The organism is Brevibacterium iodinum ATCC 49514 (assembly GCF_900169265.1).
Taxonomy (GTDB): domain Bacteria; phylum Actinomycetota; class Actinomycetes; order Actinomycetales; family Brevibacteriaceae; genus Brevibacterium; species Brevibacterium iodinum.
Genome location: NZ_FXYX01000014.1, coordinates 21,334 through 36,278 on the forward strand (window position 1 = coordinate 21,334; position 14,945 = coordinate 36,278).

Annotated in this window: 9 protein-coding genes and 1 pseudogene; 3 read left to right on the plus strand and 7 right to left on the minus strand. The window is 66.2% G+C overall.

Annotated elements, in window-relative coordinates; genetic code table 11:
* Positions 1-96: 96 nt before the first annotated feature.
* Positions 97-4,071, plus strand: a complete 3,975-nt coding sequence (locus BI49514_RS10385; RefSeq protein WP_101546478.1) for a phosphodiester glycosidase family protein — start codon at positions 97-99, stop codon at positions 4,069-4,071.
* 111 nt (positions 4,072-4,182) lie between these two features.
* Positions 4,183-5,169 (plus strand): selenide, water dikinase SelD, encoded by a 987-nt coding sequence (gene selD, locus BI49514_RS10390; protein ID WP_101546479.1) that lies wholly within the window; start codon positions 4,183-4,185, stop codon positions 5,167-5,169.
* A gap of 6 nt (positions 5,170-5,175) precedes the next feature.
* Here selD and BI49514_RS10395 read toward each other — a convergent pair whose 3' ends face one another.
* The 7 genes and pseudogenes from BI49514_RS10395 to BI49514_RS10430 form a co-directional block, all read right to left on the minus strand.
* A complete protein-coding gene (locus tag BI49514_RS10395; protein ID WP_244195270.1) occupies positions 5,176-5,394 on the minus strand; it encodes a hypothetical protein in 219 nt (72 codons plus the stop codon).
* Positions 5,395-5,605: 211 nt separating this feature from the next.
* Positions 5,606-6,826: an NrfD/PsrC family molybdoenzyme membrane anchor subunit gene (gene nrfD / locus BI49514_RS10400; RefSeq protein ID WP_101546481.1), complete on the minus strand. Its 1,221-nt coding sequence runs from the start codon at positions 6,824-6,826 to the stop codon at positions 5,606-5,608.
* Positions 6,823-7,950, minus strand: a complete 1,128-nt coding sequence (locus BI49514_RS10405) for a 4Fe-4S dicluster domain-containing protein (RefSeq protein ID WP_101546482.1) — start codon at positions 7,948-7,950, stop codon at positions 6,823-6,825. The genes nrfD and BI49514_RS10405 overlap by 4 nt, the downstream gene beginning before the upstream one ends.
* A 428-nt stretch (positions 7,951-8,378) precedes the next feature.
* Positions 8,379-11,540: pseudogene (gene fdnG / locus BI49514_RS10410) on the minus strand (formate dehydrogenase-N subunit alpha); the annotation flags it as partial.
* Between the two features lie 173 nt (positions 11,541-11,713).
* Entirely contained in the window at positions 11,714-12,436 is a 723-nt protein-coding gene (locus BI49514_RS10420; RefSeq protein ID WP_101546485.1) for a class I SAM-dependent methyltransferase, read from the minus strand.
* Positions 12,433-12,870: a thioredoxin gene (gene trxA / locus BI49514_RS10425; RefSeq protein ID WP_101546486.1), complete on the minus strand. Its 438-nt coding sequence runs from the start codon at positions 12,868-12,870 to the stop codon at positions 12,433-12,435. The genes BI49514_RS10420 and trxA overlap by 4 nt, the downstream gene beginning before the upstream one ends.
* Positions 12,871-12,961: 91 nt before the next feature.
* Entirely contained in the window at positions 12,962-14,032 is a 1,071-nt protein-coding gene (locus BI49514_RS10430; protein ID WP_101546487.1) for an LCP family protein, read from the minus strand.
* Positions 14,033-14,678: 646 nt separating this feature from the next.
* Here BI49514_RS10430 and BI49514_RS10435 point away from each other — a divergent pair.
* Complete coding sequence (locus BI49514_RS10435; RefSeq protein WP_062240453.1) at positions 14,679-14,882, plus strand: cold-shock protein; 204 nt, start codon at positions 14,679-14,681, stop codon at positions 14,880-14,882.
* Positions 14,883-14,945 lie beyond the last annotated feature (63 nt).

The window sequence follows — 14,945 nt, forward strand, 5'->3', positions numbered from 1 at the left end:
CGATCTTCCGACCGAGTTCACTCACCATTCGCTCAGGGTTCTCCGAGCACGGCTTAAGGTGACAAGGTTCCCAGCCATCACCGCTCGAAGGTCGTCATGCCCTCTTCGCTTCATCCTGCCTGGTCACACCGCCGATCCCATCCCGCCGGAGCGCGACTTTTCATCCCCGCCATCCTCGCCACACTGGCGGTCCTCGCTGCCCCTGTCGCACCCACCGGATCGCTTCCCGGTCTTCCGGGTCCCGCCTCAACGCCGGCCTATGCGGCACCGCCGAGTGATGACGACCTCGGCAGGGACGGGTCGGCACTGCGCGACGTCGAAACCAAACGCGTGGCTCCGGGACTCGACCTGACGAACTTCTCCCGTCTCGAGGACGGAGGGTGGAACAACGGCAATGTGCTCACCGCGGACCTCACCACGGACTCCCTGTCGATGGACGTCCGCGACACGGGAGAGGTCGCCGGCGCCGGTACCACCAGCGAGATCATGGCGGGCGGACCCGAGGGGAAGAAGGCCGTGGCCGCCGTCAACGGCACGTTCTTCGACATCAACCAGTCGTGGGCACCGATCTACACCTCGGTGTCTCGGGAGGGAATGCGCATCGGCTCGAAGGAGGCCAAACCGGCGCTCACGCTCGAGGACAAGAAGGCAGCCGTGTCGATGCTCTCCGCGGCGGGAACGCTGTCCCATGACGGACAGGAGACGGAACTCGGCGGATTGAACAACCCGGAGCTGAGCCCCGATACCATCGGTGTGTACAACGAGGCGTGGGGAGACCATACGCTCGACCGTCCGGTCGGCGGCCCCGATGACGTAGCCGCCGAGATCGCCCGCGTCACCGTCGTCGACGGAAAGGTCACCGAAGCCTCGGGCATGGTGGACGAAGCGGGCGACCCGGAAATCCCGGCAGACGGACAGGTCCTGCTCGGCCGCGATGCCGGAGCGAAGACGCTGTCGGAACTCGAAGTCGGCGACGACGTCGATGTCGAGATCGGACCGAGCGAGGATGTCGACATGGGGATCGCGGGCAGCCACCAGATCCTGGCCGACGGCTCGGTTCCCGACCTCCCCGCCGGCGACCTCGAAGACACCGAACACCCGCGCACCGCGGTGGGCATCAGCAAGGACGGTTCGGAGCTGTTCGTCACCACCATCGACGGCCGCAGCGAGTCCTCGGGAGGCATGAGTCTCGAGGACATGGGCGAGTTCTTCGCTGACATCGGCGCCTACAACGCGGTCAACCTCGACGGCGGCGGGTCGACGACGATGCTCGCCCGCACAGCCGGCGCAGATGCTCCGGCACTGCAGAACGACCCGTCCGACGGTAAGCAGCGCACCGTCGCCAATGCCCTCGTCTTCTACTCAGACGCCCCCGCGGAGCAGCTGGCCGATGCGCAGATCGAACCCGAACTCGACGGACAGACCACCGTGCTCAAGGGGCTGAGCCGATCAATGAAGGGCACCGGGCTCGGTAAGAATCTCGAACCGATCGCCTCTTCCGGAACGTTCTCCGCCGACGGCGGAGTGAAGCTCGCCGACTCCGATGAGTCGAACGCCCGCGTGACCGGTGAGTCCACCGGCAAGGGGCGGGTGAGCTATGCCGTCGACGGGCACACCGCGCGACAGGACCTCGATGTGCTTGGCGAACCGGTCGGACTCTGGCCGAGCGCGCGGAGCATCAACCTCGAGGACGCCCAGGACTCGCAGACGGTGTCCCTGACCGGCTTCGACTCCGAGGGCAGGCGTTCTCTCATCGAAACCGGCGACATCGACGTCGACGCCGACGAAGGGCTGACGGTCGACACCGACGGACTCGGCGAACTCGTCGTCTCCGCCGATTCGTCGACGGCTGGGAAAGGCAAGGACTCCCGCGACGACGAACCGACGTCCGGGAACGTGAAGCTCACCGTCGGAGACGTGACAACGACGATCCCGGTGACCGTCGGCACCGAAACGACCGAGGTCCTCGACTTCTCCGACACCTCGGCGTTCACCGACGGCCACGATCGGGCCACCGGCTCATTCACCGCAGGTGAGCCCAGCCCTGATGGCAAGCCGAGCATCGATCTCACATATGACTTCTCCACCTCCTCGGCGACGCGCGGCTACTACCTCATCCCGAAGGAGCCGGTGAAGCTGGAAGGCAACACGGTGGCGTTCGAGATGATGGTCCGCGGCGACGGCACCGGGGCCTGGCCGAGGCTGCAGGTGAGCACTCCCGACGGCACAGTGACGAACATCGACGGCGACCACATCACCTTCGACGGGTGGCAGAAGGTCCGCTTCACCGTCCCCGAGGGGCTCTCCCAACCGCTCACCCTCGAACGAATCCGGATGATGGAGACCCGGTCTGCCGAGAAGTACAAGGGGGACATTTCGATCTCCGACCTCCAGGCGATCTCCACTCCCGAGACCGACGATCCGGCCGCCTCGGCGCGGCATGATCCGGCGCTGCTGACGAACGGAACCGTCAAAGACCGCCCGCAGAACATCGCGGTCATGAGCGACGCCCAGTTCGTCGCCACCGACCCGGATTCCGAAGCTGTCAAGGGTGCCAGGCGGACGCTCAAGGAGATCCGTGCCGCAAAGCCGGATCTGCTCGTCATCAACGGCGACCTCGTCGACGAGGCCTCTCAGGAGGATTTCGAGCTGGCGAAGACGATCATCGACGAGGAGTGGGATGAGTCGATCCCCTACATCTACGTGCCCGGCAACCACGAGATCATGGGTGGGGAGATCGACAACTTCGAGGCCGCATTCGGTTCCCCGACGGGCGAGCGCACCGTGGGGCGGACGAAGATCGTGACCCTGAATTCCTCGGACGGGACCCTCAACGGCAGCGATGATTCGCAGTTGAACATGCTCGAAGACGCCCTCGACGAGGTGGCCGAACGTGACGAGCTGACCGGCATCACCGTGTTCTTCCACCATCCCCCGCAGGATCCGCTGCCGTCGAAGACGAGCCAGCTCGGGGACCGACGGGAGGCCGCGGAACTCGAGAAGAAGCTCGGAGAGTTCCGCAAGGACAGCGGGAAGTCCGCGGCCGTGATCAACGGCCACGTAGGAGCATTCCACGGGTCCGCGATGGAGGGCGTGAGCTACCTGATCAACGGCAATTCCGGGAAGGACCCGGCCGGCACCCCGGCGACCGGCGGATTCACCGGGTGGACGATGCTCGGCATCGATCCCGGCGTCGGCGACGTCGGGGACGATCCGACCACAGCCGATAGGGTCGGCTGGCTGGCCGCGGAGACGAAGCCGCGCGTCGATTCGATCTCACTCGAGGCACCCGGCTCCCTGGCCCCGGGCCAGTCCGCGGACGTCGCGGCGTCCTTCACACAGGGTGAGCGCACCGTTCCCGTCGGGTGGCCGGCGACCGCCCAATGGGGCGGCGACGGTGTCGTGGTCGATTCCGGCGCCGAGGTTGCCCTGCAACAGGCGACGGGTGCGAAGGTCAGTGCCCAGTCAGTGAAATCAGGGGTCCCCGAGGCGGCCTCCGACGTCATCCGCGTCAACCCGGCGACGGGTCAGATCACCGCGGAGAACCCGGGAACCGCGGTCCTCGAGGTCACCGTCAACGGTAAGACCGCGAAGGCCACCGTCGAGGTCGCGGGGGAAGAACCGCCTCCGGGTCCCGGCGATGACGACGGATCGGCCGACAGCGGCGGATCCGCCGACAGTGCGGGAGCTGAGGACGGCTCCGACGCTTCCTCCACGGGAGGCGAGGACGGCTCATCGGAGGGGTCGGACGATGACGGCGCCTCGACCAAAGCCTCGGCCGGTGCCGATGAGGATTCCTCGGCGGGAAGCGGTTCGGCCGGCTCCGGTTCCGATGGCTCCGGTCCGGGAGCCTCGAGCGATGGAACGTCGAGTGCCTCGTCGGGAAACGGTGCAAACGCGGACGGATCGTCCGAGGGGGACGGTTCGCCCGACGGGGGTGGCGATCTGCCACGCACCGGCGGACCGGTTCTGCTCACCGCACTGCTCGGCGCGTTGCTGGTCATCGGCGGAATCATCGCCGTCCGCGCGGCCCGCGCGCGGCGGGCCGGCCGCCCGGCGGGGAGGCACTGACCCGGGCGAACGACCGGCCGTGCGCCCGTACGGAGGTGCACGGTCGCCTCGGCGACGGAATGGAATCGGGCGTCCGTCGACGCCCTTGACCGCCGGTGTTAGTCTCGCAGTATGACTGCGATTCAGGACCGTCTGACCTCGTTCGCCCACGGTGGAGGATGCGCCTGCAAGATTCCCCCCGGCGAGCTCGAGGACGCGGTGCGCGGCCTGGTCGGCCAGCCCGGTCCGGATGTCCTCGTCGGCCTCGATGACGGCGATGATGCCTCGGCTGTGCGAGTCCGCGATGACCTCGCGGTGCTCTCGACCGCGGATTTCTTCACCCCGGTCGTCGATGACGCCTACGACTGGGGACGGATCGCGGCGGCCAATGCGCTCTCCGACATCTACGCGATGGGCGGGACCCCCGTCACGGCGATCAACCTCGTCGGGTGGCCGAGGGAGAAGCTGCCGATGGAGCTGCTCACCGAGGTCCTGCGCGGCGGGCTCGACGTCGCAGCGCAGGCGAACTGCCCCGTGGCCGGCGGCCATTCGATCGACGACCCCGAACCGAAGTACGGCATGGCCGTGACCGGTGTGGCCCACCCAGATGAACTCATGCGCAACGATTCCGCCGAGGCGGGGCTGCCCCTGACATTGACCAAGCCGATCGGCGTGGGGATCCTCAACAATCGGCACAAAGTCACTGGTGATAACTTCGACGAGGCCATCGCCACGATGACTGCACTCAATGCCGAAGCATCACGGGCGGCCGTGGCTGCAGGCGTACGAGCGGCCACGGATGTCACCGGTTTCGGCCTGCTCGGGCACCTGTTCAAGATGACACGGGCCTCAGGAGTCGGAGCGGTCATCGATGCGACCGCGGTGCCCCGCCTCGGCGGTGTCGATGAGTCGATCGCTGACGGGTATGTGTCCGGCGGAACCAGGCGAAACCTCGACTGGGTGCGGCCTCATCTGACCGCGGATGACGGCGTAAGCGAGGACGACCTGCTGCTTCTCGCCGATGCGCAGACCTCGGGCGGGCTGCTCGTCGTCGGCGAACTTCCTGGTCACCCGATCATCGGCGAGATCGTCGCCGGCTCGGGCATACACGTGCGGTGAGGTCGCTCAGCGCGGGGTGACATCCTCGTCGCGGAACTGGCGGAAGCTGGACATGAAGAACCAGAAGAAAGCACCGGTGAAGAGACCGGCCAGCAGTGTCTGCCACCAATTGAACGAATCGTTGCCCCATCCGAGCAGATGCATGCCGAAGTAGACGAGCGGGAAGAGCAGAGCCACGACTATGCCGTCCCTGATGGCCCGACGGTCCTTGAGCAGCTTCTTCATAGGACTCATCAGTCTACTCAGTCCGTAGTATTTTGCGAGCTACGTTGCCGGGTCGCGGCAGTCTTCCGGGCATCCACCACCGTTAGCGACATAACCACCCGCTGCACCGAGGTGTTTTGGCGCGAATGGTGATGGATGCCGAGCCATTTGTAGGAGGTGCTGCTGAGTGGAGGCGAAAGCACGAACGGTGCGGGATGCTTTCGCCCGCGGGCTACCGGCCGGTGGTGATGGAGTCGTCGGTGATGCCACGAGCCCGACGCTCTTCGAGGCGAGCGCGCTGCGGTTCGACCACGTGACGCGGGTCCTTCGTCGATTCGATTCCGGCTTCCAACACGCCGAAACGCGTGTACGCCGAGGCGGCCGCCAAGGCTGCACCGGAAACGACGGACAGCCCCCGCAGCACAGCCCGAGTCTTCCAGCCGCCACCCAGCTTCTTCGCGAACACGCGTGCCCCCACCTCGACGGCGGCGGCGCCGACGGCTCCGGCGATGAGCAGCTTCTCGGCCCGATGCAGCTTGTGTCCTGGTTCGCCGTCGTCCAGCGGATCGACCTCGGCCGGGTGCATGCGCTTCCTCATCGCCGACATCGCATAAGCTTCTCCGGCGGTGCCGGCGAGCGCGAGCAGTCGGGCCGGGCCGGTCTCGGCTAGCGGTGCCAATGCCATCGCGGCGCCTCCGGCGGCCATCGAAGCCGAGGACACGAACACGTACGGCAGACCATTGCGGCCGGCGGCGTTCCAGGTCGGAACGGCCGTCGCCCCGAGAAGCACAGCGGTATATGCGGCCAGCGGAGTGGCGAAGAAGGCGGATTCGACGGCCGCAGGCGTCTCCATGGCATGGAGCACCTTGCGCAGCGGGCCCTGAGGCAGCAGTTTCTCACCGGTGATCCGGTCGAGTTCGATCGCGAAGGTCACTCCCGATCCGACGCCGAAGCCCGAGAGGATCCACGTGCCCAGGCTCATCGGCGACGACACTTTGACGACGCGCATCATATTGAGGAATCGTTCGGGCCTGCCGAGGTCGGCCACGAGAGCGGCACCGCCTACACCGGTCGCCGCGATTGCAGTCATCCGAGATGCGATGCGCAGACCGGGCCGGTCGGTCAGCTGCGCACCGAAGCCGAGCAGAGAAGATCCCCCGGCCAGACCGCCGAGGAACAGGTACGCCCCGATCTCATCGCCCCACGGCGGAGCCTTGACGATCGGTCGACCGTAGTACGACGTGAACTCGACGTCCTCGACCATCGGCATCTCACGGTTGCCGTCGGCACCGCGGTTCTTCCACGCGCCGCCACGACCGTTGCCGCCGCGACCGCCCCGACGCCCACCGGAACCGTCAGGTCCGCTGGGACCTCCACGGCCGCCTCGGCGACGTTTTCTGCGTCCGCCTTCCGGCTCGGGTGGGCGGTAGGAATCAAATTCTGAGGTGCTCATGAACGGCGGCTCCCGAGGAACGCGAGTCCGGCCGCGGCGACCATGCCCAGCGCCGCGATCCCGGCGTTGGCGTACATCTTCGGCAGGTCCTTCGTCGCGACCCGCGGGTCCGGCGGCAGGCCGTAGACCTCGGGTTCGTCGAGGAGGAGGAACACGGATCCGGTGCCGCCGACCCCGTCGTTCGGGTTCGCCCCGTAGAGGCGAGCCTCGGTCAGTCCCTTCGCGTGGAGTTCGGCCACTCGGTCGTGCGCCTGGTCGACCATGTCCTGACGGTCGCCGAACTTGATCGACTGCGTCGGGCAGGTCTGCGCGCAGGCTGGTTCCTGACCTTCGACGAGGCGGTCGTAGCAGAGGGTGCACTTGTTCGCCGTGCCCGCGTCCGGCACGTCCATGTCCGCGGCTCTGCGATCGTCGCGGTCGGTGGGGGTGTTGATCGTGCCGTCGTCTCGGCGTTCGATGACGCCGAAGGGGCAGCCGGCCACGCAGGTTCCGCAGCCGTTGCAGACATCGTTCTGGACGACGACGGTGTCGAATTCGGTGCGGAAGAGGGCCCCTGTAGGGCAGACGTCGAGGCAGCCGGCGTGAGTGCAGTGTTTGCACACGTCCGAGGACATCAGCCACCGGAAGTCCGCGGTGTCCGGGGGTGTCGTGTCGACGTTCGACAGGTCGGTCGGCTCCAGGGCACCCGGTGCCAGCAGATCGACGTTGAGCTCGGGCGTCGTCGGCAGACCGGCTGATGTCCGGCCCTCCGCCGCCGCCCCCAAGGCCCCGTCGAGCGGCTGGGCGGCGGCAGACTCATCGGTGCGCGGGCGGATCGTGGGCATGCCGAGATTGACGAGCTTGCGCCCGGATTCCCGTGCTTTCTCGATGCGTTCGGAATCCTGTTCGATGAACGCGACGTGCCGCCACGTGTTCGCCCCGAGGCTGCCCGTGTTGTCGTACGAGGAACCGAGCAGTTCGAAGGTGCCGTCCTGCGGGTTGCGGTTCCACTCCTTGCACGCGACTTCGCAGGCCTTGCAGCCGATGCAGATCGAGGTGTCGGTGAAGAATCCCTTGCGGTTGTGCGCGGAATCGTGCCAGTGCCCGTCCGCCAACGTGCCGTCATCGATCGTCGGTGTCGACATCAGTCGTCCTCCTCCTGGTTCTCCTGCCGATCCCGAGCCGCGCGGGCGCGAGCTTCCGCTTCGGCCACCTCGGTTTCGGCGATCGCACTGCCGTCGGCGTGCCGGCCGTGGTCGGGGTCGCCGTCGCTGGGGTCCCCGTCGTCGGCGCGGTTCGACACCGCCGTCTCGGCGGGTTCGGTGGGTTCGGCGGGTTCGGCCGCCTCGGTGGGTTCGATGGTGATCCTACCGCTGCGATCATCGGCACTGTCGACCGTCGCCGAGGCGGTCGTGCCGTCACCGTCGGAGACTCCATCGCGTCCCCCGTCCAGGGTCCTGCCCGGGGTGACGCCGACGGCCGAATCGCCGCCTCGGTGAGCGTGTCCACCGGCGCTGCGTCCCTGTCCGGCGCGATGGGAGGCCTCGACATGCTCGGCGGGAACGGTGACCTGCTGGTTGCCGGATTCGGGGCTGAGTCCCGCCTCGCGTTGGTACTTCTCGACGAAGTCGACGAGTTCGGGTCCGCGGGGACGGCGGCCGGGGATGATCGTTCCGGCCACGTACTTGCTGTTCTGGATGTAGACGTTGGGGTCCATCGTCACACCCAGCAGGTCGTTGGCGGAATCGCCTTCGACGACGGCACCCTGACCGCCCACGCCCCAGTGGTAGGGCAGGCCGATCTGGTGGACGGTCTTCCCGCCGATCGTCAGCGGGGTCATCCGCTTCGTCACGAGGACGCGGGCCTCGATCGCCGCCCGCGGGGAGACCAGGGTGGCCCAACCGTAGGGTTCGAGCCCAACCTCGGCGGCGAGTTCAGGTGAGATCTCGCAGAACATCTCCGGCTGCAGCTCCGACAGGTACGGCAGCCACCGGGACATGCCTCCGGCGGTGTGGTGCTCGGTGAGTCGGTAGGTCGTGAACACATAGGGGAAGACCTCGGATCCGGGCACCCCGGCACCGGGGGCGGACAGGTTGTCCTCACGGCGCATAACCATCCGGGTCGGACTGTTCTGCTGTGAGTACAGCGGGTTCGTGACCGTCGATTCCTGCGGTTCGTAGTGGGTGGGAATCGGTCCGTCGATCATTCCGCTCGGTGCGAACAGCCACCCCTTTCCATCGGCCTGCATGATGAATGGATCGTCGCCGTCAAGGTTCGCGGGACCGCCGTAGGCGATATCCGATCGGGCGGCGGGTGCACGGTCGATCGGGAAGTCGGGCACGTCCTTGCCCGTCCACTTCCCGGTTTCCTCGTCCCACCACACGAACTTCTTCCGCTCCGACCAGGGAGTTCCGTCGGGTGCGGCCGAGGCACGGTTGTACAGGATCCGACGGTTCGCCGGCCAGGCCCACGCCCATTCGGCGGCGGTTTCGTCCTGCTCATCCCGCGGTTTGCGGCGGGCGGCCATGTTCTGGCCTCCCGCGTAGACGCCTGTGTAGATCCAGCAGCCGCCGGCGGTGGTCCCGTCGTCGGTCATCTGGTTGAAGTTGTCCAGGGGCTCGCCGTCGCGGTCGCCGCCGACGAAGTAGCCGTTGATCTCCTTGACGACCGCCTCGGCGTCGACTTCGCCCTCGTCGTCGACCGGGTAGTCCCAGGTCATGTCGAGCAGCGGCCGATCGCGGGGGTCGTCGGAGTCCCGCAGCTTCTCGCGCACGGCTTGGCCGAGTTCGTAGAAGAAGTCGAGTTCGCTCTGTGCGTCCCCGGGCGGGTTGACGGCCTTGTGGCGCCACTGCACGAGACGCTGGGTCTGCGTGAACGTGCCGGCCTTCTCCGTGTGGTTGGCTGCGGGGAGGAAGAACATCTCGGTGTCGATGTCCTCGGTCTTCAGCTCCCCGGTCTCGATCTCGGGGCCGTCCTTCCACCAGGTGGCGGATTCGATGAGGCTGAAGTCGCGGACGACCATCCACTTCAGGTGGCTCATGGCCATGCGCTGCATGCGCCCGTTGGCCGAGCCCACGGCCGGGTTCTGCCCAAGCAGGAAGTATCCGTCGACTCCGTCGTTGAGCATGCGCACCGCGGTCTGGTAGGTGCCGTGGGCGCCGTTGATGCGCGGCAGATAGTCGAAGGCGAAGTCATTGTCTGCCGTCGCCGCATCGCCCCACCAGGCCTTGAGCAGGCTGGTGGCGTAGGCACGGCCGTTGGCCCAGTAGCCCTTATGGGTCTCCGGGGTGCCCACGGCTGCGACGTAATCGTCGAAGGCGTCGTGGACCCCGGCGCTGGGCATCGGCAGGTAGCCGGGCAGCAGATTGAACAGGGTCGGAATGTCCGTCGAGCCCTGGATCGTCGCGTGCCCGCGCAGCGCCATGATTCCGCCGCCCGGTCGGCCCATGTTGCCCAGCAGGAGCTGGAGGATCGAGGCGGTGCGGATGAATTGCGAGCCGAGGCTGTGCTGGGTCCAGCCGACCGCGTAGGCGAAGCACGTGGTCCGTTCCCGGCCCGAGTTCTCGGTCACCGATTCGTAGAGGTAGTCGAAGTCGGCGGGTTTGATTCCGCAGTTCTCCTCGACCATCTCAGGCGTGTAGCGCGAGTAGTGGTGCCGTAAGATCTGGAAGACCGACTTCGGGTTCTCCAGGCTGGGGTCCTTGAGCGGAGCACCCTGCTCATCCGTCTGGTACGACCACGTCGAGTTCTCGTACGAGTTCGTGTCCGGGTCGAAACCGGAGAACAGTCCGTCGAGATCCTCAGTGTCGACATAGTCGTCGCTGATGAGGTTCGCGGCGTTGGTGTAGGCGCGCACGTACTCGTCGAAGTAGCGGCCCTCGCTCAGCACACGGTTGATGAGCGCACCGAGCAGCACGATGTCGGAGCCTGCCCGGATGGGCACGTGCCTATCGGCGATCGCGGTGGTGCGCGTGAAACGAGGATCGACGTGGATGATGCGGGCACCACGGGCCTTGGCCTCGGTCACCCATTGGAAGCCCACGGGGTGGCACTCGGCCATATTGGAACCCTGGATGATGATGCAGTCCGCATTCGCCATATCCTGGACGGGTTGGGTGGCGCCGCCGCGCCCGAACGAGGTTCCCAAACTGGGAACGGTGGCGGAGTGTCAAATACGCGCCTGGTTCTCGATCTGTATCGCCCCGGCCGCGGTGTAGAGCTTCTTGGCGAGGTAGTTCTCCTCGTTGTCGATGGTCGCCCCGCCGAGGCTGGCGATGCCCATCGTCCGCCGCAGCGGGTGGCCTTTGTCGTCGAAGTCCTCCCAGTGGATGCGGCGGGCTTCGATGAATCGGTCGGCAATCATGTCGATCGCGGTCGACAGGTCGATCTTCGTCCAGTCCTTGGCCTTCGGGGCCCGGTAGAGGGCGTCGGTGACACGGCCGGGAGCGTTGACGAGCTGTTCGCTGGCTGCGCCCTTCGGGCACAGGCGGCCGCGTGAGATCGGTGAGTCCGGGTCGCCTTCGATCTGCACGACCTTGTCGTCCTTGACGAAGATCTTCTGTCCGCAGCCGACGGCGCAGTAGGGGCACACGGATTGGACGACCTTGTCGGCCGTGACCGTGCGTGGGGTGGTGTCCCGAGTCTGCTGGGACACGACGGATTCGCCGCGTCCCGTCTTATCCGACGTGCGCAGCTGCCGGAGTACCGGCCACTCGAGGAAGCTGAACCGAGCCATGGCACTACCTTAGCCCCTCACGGGGTGGAAATGCACCAGGTGAGACCGGGTTTTCGACCCCATCTCAGGGGGCTGGGAATCGCCCGGTTCGCCGAGGCGGCTGCGCGGTCATGATCGACCGCGCAGCCGCCTCGGTGCTGGGTTCCGGGTCCGGGTCTCTGCGTTGGCTGAGTTCAGATCCGGCGGGCCAGGAGGATCGCGTCCTCGAGTTCGGCGGGTTCGCCCGACGGGGAGGTCACCTCTCGGGAGCGGGTGTCGGCGAGTTCGATCTCCCACCGGTGCGGGCTGGCGCCGATGAGGAGGGCGAAGTCTCCGTTCGGGCTGACCAGTTCATGGTGGTGGTCCATGCCGTGTTCGAACTTCTCGCTGTGTTCGGCGGCCCACGGCGGCATCGTCGCATGGGAGACGAGCAGGAGGGCGCCGCCCGGTGCCACGTGTGCGGCGACGCGAGTGAGCAGCTCTTCCCGGGTATCGGGCAACCGGGTGTGGAGGAAGGATCCGGTGACGAGGTCGAAGCCGCCTCGGCGGTCGGGGTCTTCCGGTTCCCAGGTGGAGACGTCGGCGACGGCGAATTCGGCGGAGATTCCGCGGGATTCGGCAGCCCGGAGGGCACGGTCGATGGCCGTGGTCGACAGGTCGATACCGGTGGCGTCCCAGCCGTTCTCGGCCATCCAGACGACGTCCGCGCCTTCTCCGCAGCCGACGTCGAGGACGCGGCCGGGGGTCATTTCGGAGACGACGGCGACGAGGGATCCGTTCGGGTTTCCGGACCAGATGGCGTCGTCGGCCTCGGCGTAGCGCTCTTCCCAGGCGGCCACGGAATCGGGCACGCCGGCGCCGTCTGCGGCGGTGCTGTCTGCGTGGGTGTGGTCGTTGTGGCTGCTGGTCGTGGTCACTTGTCGACGCCCGGATCAGCGGGGATCGAATCGGGTGCGGCACCGTCCGCGCCGTCGGTCTCTGCGGAAGCGGCGGCTTCCTGCTTGGCCAGTTCAGCACGGACTTCGTCCATGTCGAGGCCCTTGACGGCGGTGATGACCTGTTCGAGCTGCGGGGCGGCGAGCGCGCCGGGCTGGGCGAAGACGACGATGCCCTGGCGGAAGGCGACGAGGGTCGGGATCGAGGAGATCGCGAAGAGTCCGGCCAGCTGCTGCTGGGCTTCGGTGTCGATCTTGCCGAAGACGATGTCGGGGTTGGCCTCGGCGGCCTGTTCGAAGACCGGGGCGAACTGCTTGCAGGGGCCGCACCAATCGGCCCAGAAGTCGAGGAGGATGATCTCGTTGTCGTTGATGGTCGACTCGAAGTTGTCTTGCGTGATTTCGATCGTAGACATGCGGCCCAGTCTAGGAGTCGAGGATGAATATCGCCTGGACGGGGTGGGGCAGACGGCTGCCTGCCGACTTCAGTCGGGGGCCCGGGCAGGCTCAGCCGACGAGGTCCGTGATCGGTTCGTCGTCGATGATGGCGGAGAACACGGCGTCGGCGTCGGCGGACTTGACCACTCGGTTGGGGTTCTCCGGTGCCGGTGCCCACGGCATGATCTCGAACGTAATATTGTCTTTGTCCACGGAAGCCACCGTCGTCGCCATGGAGGCGAGCGCTTTCACCGAGTTGAGCTCGTCGTCGACTCCGAGGGTGGACGTCACCGCGTCGAGGAATCCGTAGAGCCGATCGGGTCGGGTGAGGACCTGACCGCTCTTGGCCCGGTCGATGATGGCCTCCATGACCATCTGCTGATTGCCCATGCGCGAAATGTCGCTGCCGTCGCCGACAGCGTGTCGGGTCCGGGCGAGGGCGAGGGCGTCGTCTCCGCCGATCGTCTGCTCGCCGGCGGGAAGGTCGAGGTTCGCCTTCGGGTCCTTGAGCGGTTCATCGAGGTCGACGGTGATTCCGTCCATGGCGTCGACGATCGCTGCGAACCCGTCGAAATCGACGTTGATGAAGTGATCGACGCGGACCCCTGTGAGCACCTCTGCGGCAGAGACCGAACAGGCGGGTCCTGCGTTGAGGGCGGAATTGATCATGCCGTGCACGGCCGGCGATGCGCCGCTCCCGGTGTCGTCGCAGGCCGGGATGTCCATGATCGTGTCGCGTGGAATCTGCACGGCGTCGATGCGGTCGGCATCGGCTGAGACGTGGGCGAGGATCATTGCATCGCTGCGGGCGCCCTCGGCGGTGCCGAATCCCTGCCACGAGGCGGCCCCGGAGTTCCCGTCAGCGTTCGGATCGGAAGCCGCGGAGTCATCCTTCGTCGAGTCGAGGTCTCGGGTGTCGGATCCGAGGATGAGGATGTTCGTTTCGTCGGTGAGCTTCTCGGGAACGGCGCCGTCGTGGGCACGCAGCGGAGACGACGAGAGGTTCGCGCCGAGGTTGTGCACCGCCACCGCGATCGTCACCGGGGCCGCGATGATGAGGACCGCGGCCACTGCGACGAAGGTGCGTCGGCGACGGTATTTCGCGGCGAGGCGACGCCGTCTGCGGAGGCCTGGCGGCATTGGTGTCTCTCGGTTTTCCAAGGCTCGGTGCTCCTGCGTCCGGGGTCACGGCGGATTGCATACAAAACGTTTTGCATACAATCCTAAACACCAGGATCGGCGAGTGCACATCACTGTGCGGCATCTCTCGGTTTGCGGTCTCGCGCGGCCCGCTCCGGCGTGCAGCCTGCCCGTCGAGTTGGTATCGAACCTGCTCAGGGCGCCTGATTTCGGTGCTGATCTCGATCGATGTCGCCACTGGGACGATCTCTCTGCTAAGCTTGAACTGTTCTCGCACAGAAATGTGCGGAGCAGATGGTGTCTTAAGTGTAGGTAGATTCGTTCGACACCATGTGTTTGCCCGTCGGCGCGTGTCTGCCTTCCGCGCCCCTCATGATTTTCCACGTCGTTCATCTGACGACTTCCGTCCAGCACTTTCAAGTGCACGATCGAAACCGAGACTCCCCACGATTTCGTCTGAGACAGAGACCTCTCACCAGAGTCCTCACCCTCACCATGAATTCCGAGCTCTCGGTTCGCCCACAGTTTTTCGTTGGACCTGTGTCCAAGATTCAGTTCATCCAGCGGGAAAGCCGGATCCAGCAATGGGTTCGACCATCACGATCGCAGCAGCGGTCATCAGTTAAAAAATAAGGATACAAAGATTATGGCAACAGGTACCGTGAAATGGTTCAACGCGGAAAAGGGTTTCGGATTCATCCAGCCTGACGACGGTTCGGCTGACGTGTTCACTCACTTCTCCGCGATCGAAGCCTCCGGCTACCGCGAGCTCACCGAGGGTCAGAACGTCGAGTTCGACTCTGAGATGGGCTCCAAGGGCCTGCAGGCGACTCGCGTCCGCGGCCTCTGAGACTCTTTGAGAGTCTCACCTAGAGACTTCTGAGATTCACCAGCGACCCTGCGCTCACCCACT